This window comes from Mesorhizobium sp. WSM3224, from assembly GCF_000427725.1.
Taxonomy (GTDB): domain Bacteria; phylum Pseudomonadota; class Alphaproteobacteria; order Rhizobiales; family Rhizobiaceae; genus Mesorhizobium.
Map to the genome: position 1 here is coordinate 547077 of NZ_ATYO01000002.1, position 17980 is coordinate 565056.

The 17980-nt window shown below is 65.1% G+C and carries 18 protein-coding genes; 8 read left to right on the forward strand and 10 right to left on the reverse strand.

The window, feature by feature from the left end:
• Positions 1-67 precede the first annotated feature (67 nt).
• The 6 genes from YU3_RS0106330 to YU3_RS0106355 all read left to right on the forward strand — a co-directional run bounded on the left by YU3_RS0106330 (position 68) and on the right by YU3_RS0106355 (position 6110).
• Positions 68-1678: an ABC transporter substrate-binding protein gene (locus YU3_RS0106330; RefSeq protein WP_027165460.1), complete on the forward strand. Its 1611-nt coding sequence runs from the start codon at positions 68-70 to the stop codon at positions 1676-1678.
• A 273-nt stretch (positions 1679-1951) separates the two neighbouring features.
• The gene (locus YU3_RS0106335) at positions 1952-2938 is read left to right on the forward strand and encodes an ABC transporter permease (RefSeq protein ID WP_027165461.1); all 987 of its coding nucleotides are present in this window, start codon (positions 1952-1954) and stop codon (positions 2936-2938) included.
• On the forward strand, positions 2935-3765 hold the full coding sequence (locus tag YU3_RS0106340; RefSeq protein WP_027165462.1) for an ABC transporter permease: 831 nt from the start codon (positions 2935-2937) through the stop codon (positions 3763-3765). Before YU3_RS0106335 ends, YU3_RS0106340 begins: the two co-directional genes overlap by 4 nt.
• A complete protein-coding gene (locus tag YU3_RS0106345) occupies positions 3762-4766 on the forward strand; it encodes an ABC transporter ATP-binding protein (protein ID WP_027165463.1) in 1005 nt (334 codons plus the stop codon). The genes YU3_RS0106340 and YU3_RS0106345 overlap by 4 nt, the downstream gene beginning before the upstream one ends.
• Entirely contained in the window at positions 4763-5539 is a 777-nt protein-coding gene (locus tag YU3_RS0106350) for an ATP-binding cassette domain-containing protein (RefSeq protein WP_027165464.1), read from the forward strand. The genes YU3_RS0106345 and YU3_RS0106350 overlap by 4 nt, the downstream gene beginning before the upstream one ends.
• A 64-nt stretch (positions 5540-5603) precedes the next feature.
• Positions 5604-6110: an L-2-amino-thiazoline-4-carboxylic acid hydrolase gene (locus tag YU3_RS0106355; protein WP_027165465.1), complete on the forward strand. Its 507-nt coding sequence runs from the start codon at positions 5604-5606 to the stop codon at positions 6108-6110.
• A 12-nt stretch (positions 6111-6122) separates the two neighbouring features.
• On the opposite strand, the gene YU3_RS0106360 is transcribed toward YU3_RS0106355, so the two are convergent.
• The 9 genes from YU3_RS0106360 to YU3_RS0106400 form a co-directional block, all read right to left on the reverse strand.
• On the reverse strand, positions 6123-6911 hold the full coding sequence (locus YU3_RS0106360; protein ID WP_245273436.1) for a DeoR/GlpR family DNA-binding transcription regulator: 789 nt from the start codon (positions 6909-6911) through the stop codon (positions 6123-6125).
• Between the two features lie 169 nt (positions 6912-7080).
• A complete protein-coding gene (locus tag YU3_RS0106365) occupies positions 7081-8382 on the reverse strand; it encodes an FAD-binding oxidoreductase (RefSeq protein WP_027165467.1) in 1302 nt (433 codons plus the stop codon).
• A 2-nt stretch (positions 8383-8384) separates the two neighbouring features.
• Entirely contained in the window at positions 8385-9755 is a 1371-nt protein-coding gene (locus YU3_RS0106370; protein ID WP_027165468.1) for a glutamine synthetase family protein, read from the reverse strand.
• 73 nt (positions 9756-9828) lie between these two features.
• On the reverse strand, positions 9829-9978 hold the full coding sequence (locus tag YU3_RS40410) for a hypothetical protein (protein ID WP_156913367.1): 150 nt from the start codon (positions 9976-9978) through the stop codon (positions 9829-9831).
• 160 nt (positions 9979-10138) lie between these two features.
• Positions 10139-10900 (reverse strand): glucose 1-dehydrogenase, encoded by a 762-nt coding sequence (locus tag YU3_RS0106380; protein WP_027165469.1) that lies wholly within the window; start codon positions 10898-10900, stop codon positions 10139-10141.
• Between the two features lie 11 nt (positions 10901-10911).
• Entirely contained in the window at positions 10912-11724 is an 813-nt protein-coding gene (locus tag YU3_RS0106385; protein ID WP_027165470.1) for an ABC transporter permease, read from the reverse strand.
• Positions 11724-12587, reverse strand: coding sequence for an ABC transporter permease (locus tag YU3_RS0106390; protein WP_027165471.1), 864 nt, complete (start codon positions 12585-12587; stop codon positions 11724-11726). The genes YU3_RS0106385 and YU3_RS0106390 overlap by 1 nt, the downstream gene beginning before the upstream one ends.
• A gap of 77 nt (positions 12588-12664) precedes the next feature.
• Positions 12665-13828, reverse strand: a complete 1164-nt coding sequence (locus YU3_RS0106395) for a spermidine/putrescine ABC transporter substrate-binding protein (RefSeq protein ID WP_027165472.1) — start codon at positions 13826-13828, stop codon at positions 12665-12667.
• Positions 13809-14945 carry an ABC transporter ATP-binding protein gene (locus tag YU3_RS0106400; RefSeq protein WP_027165473.1) on the reverse strand — a complete coding sequence of 379 codons (1137 nt, stop codon included), beginning with the start codon at positions 14943-14945 and terminating at the stop codon, positions 13809-13811. Before YU3_RS0106400 ends, YU3_RS0106395 begins: the two co-directional genes overlap by 20 nt.
• A 116-nt stretch (positions 14946-15061) precedes the next feature.
• Here YU3_RS0106400 and YU3_RS0106405 point away from each other — a divergent pair, with 116 nt between their 5' ends.
• The gene (locus tag YU3_RS0106405) at positions 15062-15874 is read left to right on the forward strand and encodes a LuxR C-terminal-related transcriptional regulator (protein ID WP_027165474.1); all 813 of its coding nucleotides are present in this window, start codon (positions 15062-15064) and stop codon (positions 15872-15874) included.
• Here the strand turns inward: YU3_RS0106405 and YU3_RS0106410 are convergent.
• Complete coding sequence (locus tag YU3_RS0106410; protein ID WP_245273441.1) at positions 15852-16505, reverse strand: GntR family transcriptional regulator; 654 nt, start codon at positions 16503-16505, stop codon at positions 15852-15854. The two genes, YU3_RS0106405 and YU3_RS0106410, sit on opposite strands and share 23 nt — an antisense overlap.
• Before the next feature lie 339 nt (positions 16506-16844).
• Here YU3_RS0106410 and YU3_RS0106415 point away from each other — a divergent pair, with 339 nt between their 5' ends.
• Positions 16845-17972: a BMP family ABC transporter substrate-binding protein gene (locus YU3_RS0106415; protein WP_027165476.1), complete on the forward strand. Its 1128-nt coding sequence runs from the start codon at positions 16845-16847 to the stop codon at positions 17970-17972.
• Positions 17973-17980 lie beyond the last annotated feature (8 nt).

Below are 17980 nucleotides of genomic sequence, written 5' to 3' on the forward strand. Positions count from 1 at the left end.
CCTTTGCCAAGGGCCATAATCACCGGATTGCCGCGCCTGTCATGGCGCGAAGAGGGGAGTTTGAGCGATGTCTGAATTGACGATTTCACGCCGCGGCCTGCTGGCCGGCTCGGCGCTGCTTTTGGCCTCGACCGCGCTGCCGACCATCGGCTTCGCGCAGACGCCGAAGAAGGGCGGCCGGCTGATCGTCGCCGCCGACTCCGAGCCGCGCAACCTCAACCCGGCAATCGTCGCGTCGAACGGCGTCTTCTTCATCTCCAGCAAAATCGTCGAGACGCTGGCCGAGGCCTCCTTCGACGGCAAGGACGGGCTTGAGCCGCGCCTGGCGCTTTCCTGGGAAGGCACCGCAGACGGCCTCTCGGTGACCTTCAAATTGCGCGACGGCGTCAAATGGCATGACGGCAAGCCGTTCACCTCGGCCGACGTCGCTTTCTCGGCGCTGCAGATCTGGAAGCCGCTGCAGAATCTCGGCCGCACCGTATTCAAGGACCTTGAAGCCGTGGACACGCCGGACGAACTCACCGCCGTCTTCAAATTCGCCAAGCCGACGCCATTCCAGCTGATCCGCAACGCGCTGCCGGCGCTGTCGAGCGTCGTGCCGAAGCACCTTTATGAGGTGGGAAAGATCGAGGAGAACCCGGCCAACAACGCGCCGGTCGGCACCGGTCCGTTCAAATTCGCTGAATACAAGGCCGGGCAATATTACCGGCTGGCCAGGAACGACGCCTATTGGGGCAAGGACGAGCCCTATCTCGACGAGATCGTCTACCAGGTGCTGCCCGATCGCACGTCCGCAGCCGCGGCGCTCGAGGCGGAAGAGATCCAGCTCGCCGCCTTCTCCGCCGTGCCGCTCGCCGACCTCGACCGCATCTCCAAGGTGCCCGGCCTGAAAGTCATCACCAAGGGCTATGAGGGGCTGACCTACCAGCTCGTCGTCGAGATCAACCACCGCCGCAAGGAACTTGCCGACCTGAAAGTGCGGCAGGCGATAGCACACGCCATCGACAAGGATTTCGTCGTCAAGACGATCTTCCTCGGCTATGCGGCGACCGCGACCGGTCCGGTGCCGAAGAACGATCCGCAATTCTACACCGCCGACGTGCCGACCTATGCCTTCGACGTCGCCAAGGCCAATGCGCTGCTCGACGAAGCCGGCTACAAGCGCGCCGACGACGGCAAGCGCTTTGCTCTGAAGCTGCTGCCGGCTCCGTACTTCAACGAAACAAAGCAGTTCGGCGATTATCTGCGCCAGGCGCTCTCCGCCATCGGCATCGACGCCGAGATCGTCAACAACGACTCGGCAGCCCACATCAAGGCCGTCTACACCGACCACGCCTTCGACCTCGCCGTCGGCCCGCCGGTCTTCCGCGGCGACCCGGCGATCTCGACCACCATCCTGGTGCAGAGCGGCATTCCGGACGGCGTGCCCTTCTCCAACCAGGGCGGTTACAAGAACGCCGACCTCGACGCGCTGATCACCAAGGCATCCGAGACGCTCGACACATCGGCCCGCACCGAGCTCTACAAGGAGTTCCAGAAGAAGGTCGCCGCCGACCTGCCGTTGATCAATGTCGCCGAATGGAGCTTCATCTCCGTCGCGCGCGACACGGTCAGGAATGTAGCCAACAACCCGCGCTGGGCGGTGTCGAACTGGGCGGATACCTATTTGGAATCGTGACACACTCGTGCGGATGAGAATTCGCGAAGAAATCGGAATTTGGCCGGAGGCCGCGTTCCGTCACCCCCCTCTCTGTCCTGCCGGACATCTCCCCCTCAAGGGGGGAGATCAGCAGTTTGTCGGTCCCGCCAGTTCTGCAACGTCGAAAATTGGCGAAGCCGTTTGCGACATCCAATCTCCCCCCTTGAGGGGGAGATGTCCGGCAGGACAGAGAGGGGGGCCTGGGCTCGGCTTTTCCTATAGCCAGCGTATCGCCAACCCGTCGAGGCGCGCATGACCCGCGGCCTCGCCCTCCTGCGCCGCCGCCTCGTCGGCAGCGCATTCGTCCTCCTCATCGTCGTCATCGGCAGCTTCCTCCTCCTCGAAGCCGCCCCCGGCGATGCGGTCGACGCCTATATCGTCTCGACCGGCGGCGATGCCGGCATGATCGAATTGCTGCGTCACCGCTGGGGCCTCGACCAGTCGGAGCTGACGCGGCTTGCCAACTATCTCTGGGCGTTGCTGCATCTCGACCTCGGCCAATCGGTCACCTTCTCGCGGCCGATCCGCGAAATCATCCTCGAACGCCTGCCGACCACGCTGATCCTGATGGGCAGCGCCACCGCGCTCTCCTTCGGCCTCGGCTCGGCGCTCGGCATCTATGCCGGCGCACGGCCCGGCAGTTTTCGCGATCGCTTCCTGTCGATCGGCTCGCTGGCGCTTTATGCGGTTCCAGGCTTCTGGCTGGGATTGGTCCTGATCGTCGTCTTCGCCGTCGATTTGCGCTGGCTGCCGATCGGCGGCATCGAGACGATCGCTTCCGGCAAGACCGGGCTGGCGCGGGCAGCCGACATCGCCACCCATCTCGTGCTGCCGGTCTCGGCGCTCGGCTTCATCTATCTCGCACTCTATCTGCGCATGATGCGCGCCGGCATGGCCGAGGCCTGGCGGCAGGATTTCGTGCTCGCCGCCCGCGCCAGGGGCTTGTCGCGCCGCCGCATCGTGCTTGCCCATGTCGCCCGCAATGCGCTTCTGCCCTTGGTCACCATGCTCGGCCTGCAATCGGCGCAGATGCTGGGCGGCAGCGTCGTCATCGAAAGCGTCTTTGCCGTGCCCGGCCTCGGGCGGCTGGCACAGGAAGCCGTCGCTGGACGCGACACGCCGCTGCTGCTCGGCATCATCCTGGTCAGCGCCGTCCTGGTCGTCGTCATCAACCTCCTGGTCGATCTCGCTTACGCTTTCCTCGATCCGCGCGTCGGCGCCAGCGAGGCCGGCGCATGAACCGCCTGCGTCGTTTCTTCCGCTCGCCCGAAGCAATCGCGGGCGCCTTGATCCTCGCCTTGCTCATGATGATGGCGTTGGCGGCGCCGCTGCTGTTTCCCGGCGACCCGCAGGCGATCGCTGGCCCGGCGCTGCTGCCGCCGTTCCAGGACTGGCCGCTGCCGCTCGGCACCGATCGGTTGGGCCGCGACGTTCTGGCTGAGCTTTTCCATGGCGCCCGCACCTCGCTGGCGGTCGGGCTGGCCGCAGCCGCCGCGGCGCTCCTCATCGGTGCGGTCGTCGGCACTTCAGCCGGCTTTGCCGGAGGCCTGGTCGACGAAGTGCTCATGCGCATCACCGACGCGTTCCAGACCGTTCCGAGCTTTCTGCTGGCGCTCGCCTTCGTCAGCATTGTCGGCCCCTCGCTCGGCGTGGTCGTCGCGGCGATCGCGCTTGGCGCCTGGACCGGGCCGGCGCGCGTCGCCCGTGCCGAAGTGCTGTCGATCCGCGAGCGCGACTATGTCGCCGGCGCCCGCGTCATCGGCATGCACCCGCTCGAGATCGCCTTCCGCGAGGTGCTGCCCAATGCCTTGCCGCCGGTGCTGGCGCTGTCGTCGGTGATCGTGGCGGCAGCCATCCTCACCGAAGCAGCGCTTTCCTTCCTCGGCCTCGGCGACCCCAACCGCGTCACCTGGGGCGGCATGATCGCCGAAGGCCGCACGGTACTGCGCACCGCACCGTTTCTGTCGATCGTTCCCGGCGTGGCGCTCGTGCTGACGGTGCTCGGCGTCTATCTTGCCGGCGAAGGCGTGGTGGAAAGCACAGCCGTGCGCAGGAGCCTGTCGTGACGGCGCTGCTCTCGATCCGCGATCTGTCGGTGCGGTATCGACGTGACGGCGTCGAGGTGCAGGCGCTGAAGGGCATCGGCCTTGGAGTTCTCGCCGGAGAACGCCTGGCGATCATTGGCGAAAGCGGCTCCGGCAAGAGCACGCTGGCGCTGGCTGTGGCGGGGTTGTTGGCGAGGGGTGCTAGGATTGACGGAACGATTGACTGGCAAGCAAGCCAATTTCAAACGCCTCGTTCCGTCACACCCCCCTCTGTCCTGCCGGACATCTCCCCCGCAAGGGGGGAGATTGGCAGCTCCGTCGGTGGCCCACCTTCTGCAACGTGGGAGATTGGCGAAAGCGGAGATGACGGCCTAATCTCCCCCCTTGCGGGGGAGATGTCCGGCAGGACAGAGGGGGGTGCGAAGGATCGCCAACGTCTCCCGCCAACCAACAACACCCCGGTAAGCGGCCGCGATATCGGCTTCGTCTTCCAGGACCCATCCTCCAGCCTCGACCCGGTGATGCCGGTCGGCAAGCAGATCGCCGAAGTCGCCCGCACCCATCTCGACCTCAATTGGCAAGCCGCCAACGCCAAGTCCAAAACCCTCCTCGATCGTGTCCGCCTTCCCGAAGCCACCCTCCACGCCTACCCGCACCAGCTCTCCGGCGGCCAGAAGCAGCGCGTGGCCATCGCGGCCGCCATTGCCGCCGGCCCCAGACTGCTCATCGCCGATGAAGCGACCAGCGCGCTCGACACCATCGTCCAGGCTGAGATCGTCTCCCTGATCCGCAGGCTGGTGGCCGAGGACGGCATGACGCTGCTCTTCATCAGCCACGACATCGCGCTTGCAGCGACGCTCGCCGATCGCATCGCGGTGCTGCGCCATGGCGAACTGATCGAGCTCGGCGAGACCCGCCAAATCGTCGAAGCGCCGCGCCATGCCTATACGCGCGCCCTGCTCGACGCCCATCTCGGCCTCGACGCGAAGCCTTTGCTTGACCGGCAAGGCGCTTCGGCATGAGCGTGCTGGCCGTCTCCAATCTTGCCAAGCGCTATCGCCGGGGCGGCGAGCCCTTCGCCGCGGTCGACGATGTGTCCTTCGAGATCGAACAGGCGGAGACGCTGGCGCTCGCCGGCCCGTCCGGCAGCGGCAAATCGACGATCGCAAGGCTGGTGCTGCGACTGATCGGACCCGACGCCGGCCGCATCGATTTCGAAGGGCACGACTTCCTAGCGCTGTCGGGCGCCGCGCTGCGCGCGCGCCGCGCCCGCCTCCAAATGGTCTTCCAGGACCCGCTCGCCGCCTTCAATCCGCGCGCCACCGTGGCACGCGTGCTGGACGATCCCTTGCGCATGCACAACATCGCCTCGCGCACCGAGCGCCCGCGCCATATCGCGGCGCTGCTGCAGCGCGTCGGCCTCGATGCCGGTCTCGCCGCGCGCGCCATCCACGAGATTTCCGGCGGCCAGCGCCAGCGCGTCGCGATCGCCCGCGCCATCGCCACGCGGCCTTCGCTGATCGTCCTCGACGAAGCTGTGTCGGCGCTCGATGTCTCGGTGCGCGGTCAGATCCTGGAATTGCTGCTCGACCTGCAAAGGCAGGAACGGATCGCCTATCTGTTCATTTCGCATGACCTCGGCGTCATCCGCGCCATCGCGCATCGCGTCGTCATCCTCGATGCCGGCCGGGTCGCCGAGAGCGGCGATGCCCGCACCGTCATCGCCAATCCGCAATCGGCGATCGGCAAGGCGCTGGTCGCGGCGACACCAAGATTGATCAGGAACCGACCATGATCCCGCAAAGTGGCAACCGGTTTGCAGACAAGGTCATGGTCAGACAACAAAATCAGGACGCACCATGACCGATCCCGAAGCAGCCAGAGCCGAAAAACTGTCGCGCGAGTTGGACTCCGCCTTCCGCAATCGTGCCGATCTGTACCGTCTCCTCCTCGACGAACTGACCGCCGAGCTCGGCGCCGAGAAGGCCGAAGCGGTGATGATCCGCGCCATCGAGAAGCGCGGCCAGGAAGTCGCCGCGGCAGCCTTCGCCGGCTTCAGCCCCAACGATGCGCCGGCGATCGGCGAAGCATTCCTCGCCGTCAGCCCGGATGGCGGCCGCATGTATCCAACCGATGTCGAGCGCGGCCCGGAGCACATCGCTTTCAAGGTGAAGCGCTGCCCACTGAAGGACGCCTGGGTCGAGGCCGGCGTCGGCACGGAAAAACTCGCCACGCTCTGCCGCATCGCCGGCGCCTTCGACCGCGGCCTGTTCGAGGCGACCGGCGTGCGCTTCGAGAATGTCACCTGGACGCCAGGCCATGGCTCCGGCTGCTGCCACATCGCGCTGAGCAATCGGGATGCTTAACCAGCTACCGGTTCAGCTTGCGGCAAAGACGTGCAGCTCGCCGCCCGCTTCGTCGATCGCAGCGCGCAGTTCCGCTGCCGGCTCGCTGTCGGTGACGACATCGGAAATCTCATTCAGCGCGCAGACGCGTTCGAGGCCGCTGCGGCCAAACTTGTCGTTTGTGACGACCAGCATGGTCGACAGCGACCGCGCCATCATCGCCCGCTTCACCGCCGCCGCGCCCGAGATCATGTCGCTCGGCCCCTCCGCGTTCAGCGCCGAGGCGCCGATGATGGCGACGTCGGCATTGTAGCGGCGCACGAATTCGACCGTGTCCTCGCCGAGCACGGCGGCCTCGCGGCTGTCATAGGTGCCGGGGCAAAGGATGACGCGGAAACCGGGATTGGCGCCGGCCACCGAGGCGACGCCGATGGAGTTGGTGATGATGGTCAGGTCCCGGCCGAGCTGTGACAGGCTGCGCGCGACCTCATAGGTGGTCGACCCGCCGTCGATCATCACGATGCGGCCTTTCTCGACCAGTCCGGCGGCGCCGTGCCCCACGCGGGCCCGCTCCTCGACCATGGTGAGGCCGCGTTCGGCGATCACGGGTTCCGACGTCACCAGGGAAATTGTCGCGCCGCCATAGGTGCGGTTGATGAGCCCCGCATCGCCAAGCTCGATCAAGTCGCGGCGGATGGTCTCGCCGGCGACGCCGATGCGGCGCGCAAGCTTCGAGATGCGGATCGATGCCGAACGGCGAACCTCCGACAGGATCAGCTCGTGTCGTTCCTTCTTGGTCAGTCGACCCGGCTCGATATTCATCGCCCTTCCTTCCCGGGATTTCGTTCCCGGCGTCAGGACATTAGCCACGCCGGGGACGGGAAAGCCAGCCCGGAGCGGTTCATCGTTCACGAGAACGATGAACCGCTCTATCTCTCTGTTCGACACAATTCCGGGCGGAAAACCGGCTCGCACTTTTCCTGGAATTGCTCTAATGCCGGAGCCGATCGCGCATGGCGTACCACAGCATGCCGAGCACATAGAGCGGGCCGCGCAGCGCCGTGCCGCCCGGGAACGGCAGCGGCGTCAGCGTCGAGAACAGGTCGAGCCGCGAGGCATCGCCCGTGATTGCTTCCGCGAGCAACTTGCCCGACAGCGTCGACAGGATGACGCCCTTGCCGGAATAGCCATGCGCGAAATAGACCTCGCCGTAGTGTCCGACATGCGGCAGGCGCGACGTTGTCACCGACACCAGCCCGCCCCAGGCATGGTCGATCCGGCAGCCCTTGAGTTGCGGAAAGGTCTTTTCCATATGCGGCCGCACGAAGCCGGCAATGTCGGCCGGCGGCGAAGGTGTGTAGCGCTCGCCGCCGCCGAACAGCAGGCGGCCGTCCGCCGATTTCCGATAATAGTTGACGACAAAGAGCGTGTCGGAAACCGCGACGTTGGCCGGGATAACGTCGGCCTTGCCATCCAGCGGCTCGGTGGCGGCGATATAGTTGCCGACCGGCATGATGCGGCTGTTGACGCGCGGCTCCAACCCCTTGAGCAGCGCATCGCCGGCCAGCACCACATGCCTGGCGCGGATCGAGCCCTTGTCGGTGAACACCCGGATGGACGGCTCGCGCTCTAGCCGGACAGCAACCGAGTTCTCATGGATGACAACGCCGGCGGCAGAAGCGGCGCGAGCGAGCCCAAGCGTGTAGTTGAGCGGGTGCATGTGGCCGCCAAGCCTCTCGAAGACCGCGCCCTGATACGGCGTATCCACCATCTGCCGCGCCCGCGCCGCCGACAGGATCTCGACATCGGTGAACTTCATCACCTTGGCGAGGCATTCGGCTTCTTCCTCAAAGTCGCGCATGTCGGAACCATTGACGGCGCCGACCAGATGGCCGGTCTGGCGCAGGTCGCAATCGATGGCGTGGCGTTCGATGATGTCGAGCACCAGCCCGCGCGCCTCGAAGGCCAGATCGAACAGCGCCTTCGCCCGTTCCGGCCCGAACGTTTTGACCAAGCCCCTGGCGCCCTTGCGCAAGCCCGGGATCATCTGGCCGCCATTGCGCCCGGAGGCGCCCCAGCCGATCTTGCCGCCTTCCAGCAGGACCACCTTCAGGCCGCGCTCCGCCGCATGAAGCGCCGCCGAAAGGCCCGTGCAGCCGCCGCCCACCACCACCAGATCCGCCTCGACATCGCCCGCAAGCGCGGCATGGTCGGGCGCCGGATTGGCGGTGGCGACATAATAGGACTTGCCGATATCGAGACCGGAATTGAAACCTGTTGAACGCGAGGCCATGGTCACACCTTGAGCAGCAGATGGTCGCGTTCCCAGGACGTCACGACGCTCTGGAACAAATCGAGTTCGACGCTCTTCACGCGCAGGTAAGTCTGGAAGAAATCTTCGCCGAGCAGCGCCCGCACAGGCTCGCAGGCGGCGAAGCGCTCCAGCGCCTCCTCCATGGTTTTCGGCAGTGTGCTCTGGCTGCGATAGGCATTGCCGAAGGCTTCCGGCGAGCGCGCAAGCCTCCCCTCGATGCCGAGATAGCCGGCGATCAGCGAACCGGCCATTGCGAGGTAGGGATTGGCATCGGCGCCGGGCAGCCGGTTCTCGATCCGCCGCGCGGCGCGCCCGCCGATCGGCACGCGCAGGCCGCAGGAGCGGTTGTCATGCGACCATTCGATGTTGGCCGGCGCGCTGTGGTTCGGCCGGATGCGCCGGTAGGAGTTAACGTTGGGCGCGAACAGCGGCATGATTTCAGGGATGTATTTCTGCAGGCCGCCGATGAAATGCGCGAACATCTCGCTGTCATCGCCGTCCCTGCCTGCAAACAAAGGCTCGCCCGTCTCGTCGACGATCGACATGTGCAGGTGCATCGAGCTGCCGGCCTGCGCCGCGATCGGCTTGGCCATGAAGGTGGCGTGCATGCCATTTGCTTGTGCGATCTGTCGCGCCAAGCGCTTGAACAACACCACCTTGTCGGCGAGCGCCAGCGGATCGCCGTGCAGGAAGTTGATTTCCAGCTGTGCCGTGCCGGATTCATGGATCAGCGTGTCGAGCGGCAGACCGGCGATTGCGGCATGTTCATAGAGCTGCCGCGTCACCGCCTCGAATTCCTCCAGCGCCTGCATGTCGTAGGGATGCTGCACGCTTTCCGGCCGGCCGTTGCGCCCGACAGGCGCGGTCAGCGGCCGGTCCGGATCGGGGTTGGGTGCTGTCAGATAGAATTCCACTTCCGGCGCCATCACCGCGTGCCAGCCGCGCTTGCGGTAAAGTTCGAGCACGGCTCTCAGCACGTGGCGCGGCGACGCCATCCAGGGCCTGTCGTCCATATGGAAGGTGTCGGCAAAAACATAGGCCCTGCCGGCGCTGCCCGGTGCCACACACAGCGTGGAGGTGTCCGGCACCATACGCATGTCCGGATCTGAATAGGCAAAGCCCTCGTCGACAGAGCCGGAATAGCGGCCGTCGATGGCGACCAGGAAGGCGCTGCTTGGCAGATAGAGCGCCCGGTCCTCCAGCGACTTCAGGAATTTGGCCGTCGGCAAGGTCTTGCCGCGCAGCACGCCGTTGACGTCGGGCACGAGGCACTCGACCTCGTTGATCGCATGCGTCTTCAGCCAGCTTTGCGTGTCCGCGCCGGCGAATGAGGTGTTCAGATTGTCAGGCATTGGTCATGTCCGTACGAAGGAGAAATCGCTTCGGCGGGCATATCCGTTCCGGTAGGGCGTTATCTAAGCTGCGTTATTCGAGGACGGACGCCCGCCTGATGACCGGCCGAAAGGCCGGGTTCAGCGCACCCTGCACCCCTTCGGTCCAGCCGTCGCGGACGACATGCGAGCCGACCTTCGTCTCTTCCGCACGCTGCAAATTCTCGTGGCGGCAGCAGCGCATGATCAGTGGTCCCCCGCGCGCGCAAACGAAACACCGCCGGCAAAAATCGAATGCCTGGCGCGGTATCGCTGTGTTGCAGCTTGCATGACGGTCTCGCTAAGGTGGAGCTATGGTTTGACCGATCATCGCCGCCGGCGCAAGCCCGCTTCGCTGGACTAGGTCAACCAATGCTCTCGCCGCCATCCACCACCAGCGCCTGCCCGGTCATGAATGACGAACGGTCGGAGACGAGGAACAGGATGGCTTCGGCGATCTCCTCCGCGCTCGCCCAGCGCCCCATCGGGATCTTGGTGCGGACATAGTTCTCGATCGCATCGCGCCCGCCCATCTGGGCGATGAACGGCTCGTTGAACGGCGTGTCGACCCAGCCGGGGCAGAGCGCGTTGATACGTACATTGTGTTTCGCGTAATCGAGCGACATCTGCCTGGTCATCGCCACCACGGCATGTTTGGAGGTGGCATAGGCAATCATCTCGCGATCGTAGAAGACACCCGAGTTCGAGGCGGTGTTGAGGATGACGCCGCCGCCTTGCGCGATCATCGCCGGCATGACGGTCTTCGCCGCCAGGAACTGGGCTCGCACGTTGATGCGCCACGAGGCGTCCATCCCGTCTGTGCCCACCTCGGTCAGCGTGCCGCCCACCTGGATACCGGCGTGGCTATGCAGGATATCGATCCGGCCATGCTTGCCAAGCGTTCCCTCGATGAGACCCTCGACCGCTTTGTCATCGCCGACATCGGTGGCGACCGCTTCTGCGCGGCCGCCGGCTTCGCGGATTTCGGAGGCCGTGGCTTCGCCTGCCGCCGGATCCCGGTCTGCGATCACTAGGAAGGCCCCTTCCCTAGCCATGATCATGGCGCCGGCGCGACCGATGCCCGACCCGGCGCCCGTCACCACGGCGATACGGTCTTTCAAAATCATCGATTTGTCTTTCAAGGCGATGGCTTCCGACGCCCGAGCTGCCATTGGGCAAGCAGCACCAGCAGGACCGAGGCGGCGAGCACGATCGTCGCGATGGCGTTGATCTCCGGCGTCACGCCGCGCCGGATCGAGGCGAAGACATAGATCGGCAATGTCGTCTGCGCGCCGGCAACGAAGAAGGCGATGATGAAATCGTCGAAGGAGAAGGTGAAGGCGAGCAGGAAGCCTGCGATCACCGCCGGCATGATCTGCGGCAGCACGATCGAGCGGAATGTCGTCAGCGGCGTGGCGTAGAGATCGCTCGATGCCTCGACCAGATTGCGGTCGAGGCTGCTGAGCCGCGTGCCGACGATCATCGTCACCAGCGCCATCGAGAACAGCCCGTGCGCGGCGATGATCGAGCCATAGCCAAGCGAAAGCCGCGGCGGTTGGTCGGTCGGCCATAGCGAGGCGAGGAACGGATTGACGACGGCGAAGAGCTGTACCAGCGCGACCAGCGTCGAGATGCCGATTACGACACCCGGAACGACGATCGCCGCGCCCAGCAACGCGTCGAAGAGAGCCCGCGTCCGCGCGCCGACGCGCTGCAGGCCGAGCGCCGCGGCGGTGCCGCAGAAGGCAGCGAGCAGCGCGCTGGTGGTGGCGATGAACAGGCTGTTCTTCAGCGCCTCGACCAGGAACGGGTTCGACAATGCCTTGCCGTACCATTGCACCGAGAAGCCGGTGAATTCGCTAGCATGGTGGCCGGCATTGAAGGAGAACAGCACGACCAGCGCGATCGGCAGGTAAAGGAACGCAAAGACGGCGACGACGAAGGCGCGCATCAGATCAGGTCCACCCGGCGTGCGCCCGACAACCGGGTCGAGATGCGGTTGGCGACGATCAGCACCACCACCGAGACCAGCACCAGCGTGATGGCGATGGCCGATCCGAACGGCCAGTTGCGCGATTGCAGGAAGAGGTCGACCAGCGCATTGCCGATGAAGAACACCTTGCCGCCGCCGAGCAGCGTCGGGATCAGATATTCGCCGAGCAGCAGGATCATCACCAGCGAGAAGCCGGTCGTCACGCCCGGCAGCGACAGCCTGAGCGTCACGCCGAGAAAGGTCGACAGCGGCGTGGCACCCAGATCGGCGGAAGCCTCCAGCAGCCGGCGGTCGAGCCGTTCCAGGCTGACATAGATCGGCAGGATCATCAGCGGCAGGTAGCCATAGACGATGCCGAGCAGCACCGCACCCGGCGTGTTGATCAGCCTGAGATCCTCGATGCCGACATAGGCCAGCAAAGCCGGAATGCCGCGCCCCCCAAGGATGTACATCCAGGCATAGGTGCGCATCAGAAGGCTGGTCCAGAACGGTATGACGATCATCGCGAGCAGGATCAGCCGCCAGCGCTGCGGCGCGCGCAGCGCCAGATAATAGGCGACGGGATAGGCGACGAGCAGGCAGGCAAGCGCACCGGCCGGCGCGAGCACCATCGTGTTCCAGAAGGCGGTCGCCCGCGCCGGCAGGTTGGCGTATTGCGCGAACGTCAGCGCCGCCTGGTAGCCGCCCTCCGGCGCCCGCTCGCCGACGCTGAAGATGGCGATCGCGACGAAAGGCAGGACCAGGAAAACGACCAGCCACAGCGCCGCCGGAGCGAGCAGCAGCGCCGTCACGAGATTCTTGCGAAAGAGACTGCCGCGCATCGAGAGAGCCATTTCGGCGCCGGCGGACTTTCGTCCGCCGGTCGCATTGCCTTGATCGTGTTTGTGGCCGTTCCCGCTCAAGCCGACTTGAAGCGCGCCATCAGCTCGGCGCGGCCCGGATCGGTGAGCGTCGCGGCGGCGCCGAATTCGAGCGGCTTCAACAGATCGGCCGCCGGATAGAGGATCGGGTTGTCGAGCACCTCCTTCGGCAGCAGCGCGTTGACCCGCGCGTCGGTCGAGGGCGCGCCATTGGCCAGGTGCTCCTTCACCGCCACCGCCGGGTTTATCAGATAGTTGAGCAGCGCATAGCCGGCCGGCTTGTTCGGCGCGTCCTTCGGGATGGCGTAGAAGTCGGTCCAGATCTCGCCACCCTCGTTGCCGAGCACATAGGCGATCTCGGGAATGTCGCGATGGAGCTGCGCTCCGTCATTGGTCCAGCACATCGTCATCCAGGCATCCCCGGCGCGCATCCCCGGCTGGTAATCGCTCGACACCGCGAACAGATGCGGCTTGACCTTGAGCAGCAGTTCCTCGGCCCTGGCGAGCTCGTCCTGCTTCAGCGAGTTGAAGGAATAGCCGTAATATTTCAGCGCGTTGCCGATGGTGGTGAGCTGATAATCGTGCACCATGGTGCGGCCGTCGCCTTCGGCCATCGCGGTGTCCCAGAACTCCTTCCAGCTCGACATCGGCTTGGCGAGCTTCTTGGTGTTGACGGCGAAACCGGTCGTGCCCCAGTTCTTCGGCACCGCATAGATCGTCCCGTCGATCGTGCCTTCTGCTGTGAAGCGTGAATCTTCCTTGGTGCCGTCGTAGTTCGCCAGCTTGGCCATATCGAGCGGCTCGATGATGCCGAGCTTCTTGTAGGTCGAGATCGTGTAATTGGTCGGCACGAACAGGCTCCAGCCCGAGCCGCCGGCCTGCAGCTTGGCCAGCATCTCCTCGTTCGATCCGAAGACGTTGACCTCGACGGCGACGCCGGTCTCTGCCTTGAAGTTCTCGAAGGTCTGCGGGTCGTGGTAGTTCGGCCAGGTGGCGATCGACATGCGATCGCCCAGGTTCTCGGCGGCGAAGGCCGGCGTCGGCATGATGCCGAGCTCGCGCGCCATGACGGCGGTCGCAACGCCGAGGCCGGTGAGGCCAAGGAAATCGCGCCGGCCGATCGAGCCGCGCTTCAGGCGCATCAACTGGTCGACGAATTTATCGGGGGTTATCGGCAGTCCGTCACGATAGGATTTCGACATTTTGGTCTTCCCTCTGGTTGGTCCCGTTGTTCTTGGCATGCGGAAACGCCAGCGGCGCTCCGGCGGCAAAGCCGATGGCGACGGGTTCGCCCGGCCTGAAGAGATTGCCCTGGCCGATCACGTGGTCGGCCTTGGCGAGCAGTGATCCGATGCCCTGGACCTCGATCGCGTATTCCGCCGTCGAGCCGAGGAAAATCCGGTTGCGGACGATGCCGTTCAAGGCGCCGCTTCCGGGCGCCGAGAGGCTGAGCGATTCCGGCCGCAAGCTCACGGAAACGGCATCGCCACGGCTGAGCGGCAGCCGCTTGCGCGCCGAAATCACCGTGCCGTCGGCAAGCACGACATCGACGAGATCGCCGGAAAGACCAGCCACCTTGCCGCTGACGAGATTGGTCTTGCCGACGAAGTCCGCGACGAACAGGTCGGCGGGCTCGTCATAGATCTCGCTCGGCTGTCCGATCTGGACGACGCGCCCGCCATTCATGACGCAAACGAAATCGCTCATCGACAGCGCTTCTTCCTGGTCATGCGTCACCAGCACGAAGGTGATGCCGATCTCGCGCTGCAGGTTCTGCAGCTCGATCTGCATATCGGTGCGCAGCTTCTTGTCGAGCGCCGCCAGCGGCTCGTCGAGAAGCAGCACCGCCGGCTTGTTGACCAGGGCGCGGGCGAGTGCCACGCGCTGCTGCTGGCCGCCGGAAAGCTCGTGGATCTTGCGGCGTCCATAGCCGGCGAGCTGCACCATGGAAAGCGCTTCGCCCGCCCTCTGGCTGATCTCGCGCGACGACAACCGCGGCCTCGCCTGGCGCAGCCCGTAGGAGATGTTCTCCTCGACATCGAGATGCGGGAACAGCGCGTATTGCTGGAACACCATGTTGACCGGGCGCCGGTAGGGCGGCGTGCCGGCCATGTCGCGGCCGCGGATCAGCACCTGGCCTTCGCTCGGCTGCTCGAAGCCGCCAATCATGCGCAGGCAGGTCGTCTTGCCGCAGCCGGAGGGGCCGAGCAACGCAACGAAGGCCGAAGGCGGGATGGCAAGGTCGATGCCGCTGACCGCGGTGACCGCGCCGTAGCGCTTGGTGACCGTGCGAAACTCGATATCGGGCACTGCAGTCAAGCCACGGCTCCAGCGACAGCGTGAGGCAATGTCTTGACGCTAGCAGAGCCAATGGCGCCTAGTATATACCTCACGGGTGGTATATTTAGCCGATTTTATCGTTTAGAGGGGTATGAATGGCCGCCTCCCGCAGTGACGACTACAATTCTTTGGCCGCCGTGATCGCCACGGCGCGCGAGACCGGCGGCGACCTTTTCGGCAAAGCGATCGTCGGCTGGCTGCGCGGACATGTCCGTTTCGACCACTGCGTGATCTTCGGCTATCGCGGTGCTGCGCGGCCGCCGCTGCTGTTCGAAACCTTCTCGCCGGCCGAAAGCCACATCTTCGTCGCGCTTTACCAGGAAGGGCCGTATCTGCTCGACCCGTTCCATCACGCCGCGGTCGAGCGCAAGGAGGGTTTCTGGCGCATGCGCGAGCTTGCGCCGGATCGCTTCTATGCCAGCGAATACTATCGCTCCTATTACAGCCAGACCAAGCTTGCCGAGGAAGTCGGCTTCTTCGTGCCGCTGGCCGGCAAGGATGCGCTGGTGCTGTCGCTGATGCGATTGCGCGCCTCGGGCCCGTTCGGAACGGCGGACGCCAGGCTGCTGCGCGATATGGCGCCGGCGGTGATCGGCTTCTGCAAGCAGCGCTGGCCGTCGCTGCCCGCCGAAGAGGTCGCGGCCCCGCCCTCCGGCGAAACCGTCGCGATGGCCAACGAGCTCGACCGCGCCCATATCTGGAAGAGCCTGTCGCTGACCTCGCGCGAAAAGCAGGTCGTCGATCTGGTGCTTCAGGGCCATTCCACGGAATCGATCGCCAGGGCGCTCAGGATCGTGCCGGGGACCGTGAAGGTCCACCGCCGCAACATCTATCGCAAGCTGAAGATCAAGTCGCAGGCCGGCCTCTTCGCGCGCTTCGTCGAGATCATCGACGCGCGGATCGGCTGAGCTTCGGTTCCATCGGGTCGGCGGCCGCAAACACCGCGCTTGCCTCGCTGACGATCGAAACATGATCCCGGGCCGCCTTGCCCGCGGCCGCCGCGTCACCGCGCATGATCGCGGTGACGATCAGATCGTGCTCCTGCCAGGATTTGGCCAGCCGGCCCGGCAGCATGAACTGCGCGCGCCGGAACGGCGCCAGCCGGCTGCGGGTCGTCGTGGTCAGCTCATGGATATGTGTGTTGTGGGCGCCGCGATAAAGCCTGCTGTGAAACTCGGTGTTGAAATATTCGTAGTCCTCCTCGGCGCCGAGTTGCACGAGCCGCGCCGATGCCTGATGCTCGGTTTCCAGCGAGCGGCGCTCGGCGCCGGTCATGCGCTCGGCGGAGAAGCGGGCGCAGATCGCCTCCAGCTCGGCCATGCTCTCGAACATCGAGGCCAGATGTTCCTGCGTGACCACCGCGACGATGGCGCCGCGGTTGGGCCGCCTCTCGACCAGTCCGATGGCGCTTAACTGGCCGAGCGCCTCCCGCACCGGCGTGCGCGAAACGTCGAAGCGAGCGGCCAGCGAGGCCTCGTCGAGCCTTTCACCGGGACGCAGATAGCCGGTGACGATGCGGTCGGCGATCGCCCTCACCATCTGATCCGCGGTCGTGCCCGACCTGACCAAGCTGCGCTTTCCCGACACGTCTCCTCCCGTCCAGTTTATTGCGGATGGCCCGCAAGGTGGACGCTCCCCGGCTATCTCGACTCAAGGTCGCACACCCTGTATGCCTAGATTTTAGCCTCAATGTCAAATTGATCATTTTTAAGGCAAAAAGTGCATGCACTTGCCTTGGGTTTATGCAGGCCTGCTAAAATCGCCCATTGATTTTATTACAGAAAACTACGCTGAGGAACTGGCACAGCGATTGCATGCACTTTCTTGACAGCACGTCAACCGACCCCTGCCGGGGTCCAAGAAAGGGGAGCACTCGATATGACCGACAAATTCCTGCTTAGCCGCCGCGACCTGCTCAAGACCTCCGCCGCCGGAGCGGCGCTCGGCCTGGCCTCGGCAGCCTTTCCGATCCGCGCGGCGCGCGCCGCCGCCGCGACCGTCGGCTTCATCTATGTCGGCCCGAAGGACGACTACGGCTACAACCAGGCGCATGCCGAGGGCGCCGCTGCGCTGAAGGGCATCGAGGGCATCTCCATCGTCGAGGAAGAGAACGTCCCCGAGACGGTCGACGTCCAAAAGACGATGGAATCGATGATCAACCTCGACGGCGCCTCGCTGATCTTCCCCACCTCTTTCGGCTATTTCGATCCCCACATGCTGGCCATGTGCGCCAAGTTCCCCGACGTCCAGTTCCGCCATTGCGGCGGCATGTGGAACAAGGACAAGCACCCGATGAACGCCGGGTCCTATTTCGGCTATATCGGCATGGGCCAGTATCTCAACGGCGTCGTCGCCGGCCACACCACCAAGTCAAAGAAGCTCGGTTTCGTCGCCGCCAAGCCAATCCCGCAGGTTCTGCTCAACATCAACTCCTTCCTGCTCGGCGCGCGCTCGGTCGATCCGGCGATCACCTGCCAGGTGATCTTCACCGGCGAATGGTCGCTGGCGGTCAAGGAGGCCGAGGCCACCAACGCGCTGGTTGACCAGGGCGCCGACGTCATCACCTGCCATGTCGACAGCCCGAAGGTGGTGGTCGAGACGGCCGCCGGCCGCGGCGCCTTCGTCTGCGGTTACCATGCCAACCAAAGCCCGCTGGCGCCGGAAAAATACCTGACCGGCGCGGAATGGAACTGGGCCAAGGTCTACAAGATGTTCGTCGACGACCTCGTCGCCGGCAAGCCGCTGCCAAATTTCACGCGCGGCGGACTAGCCGACGGCTTCGTCAAGATGAGCCCGCTGGGCCCAGCCGTCGGCGAAGCGGCGCGCAAGCAGTTCGACGCCACTTTGGCCGAAATGATGAAGGGAGGCTTCTCCGTCATCAAGGGACCGTTGAAGAGCAACAAGGGCACCATCGTCGCGACCGAGGGCCAAGCCTTCGTCGAGACCGCCATCGAGCTCGAAAGCATGGACTATCTCGTCGAGGGCGTCGTCGGCTCGACAGCCTGAGGCATTGC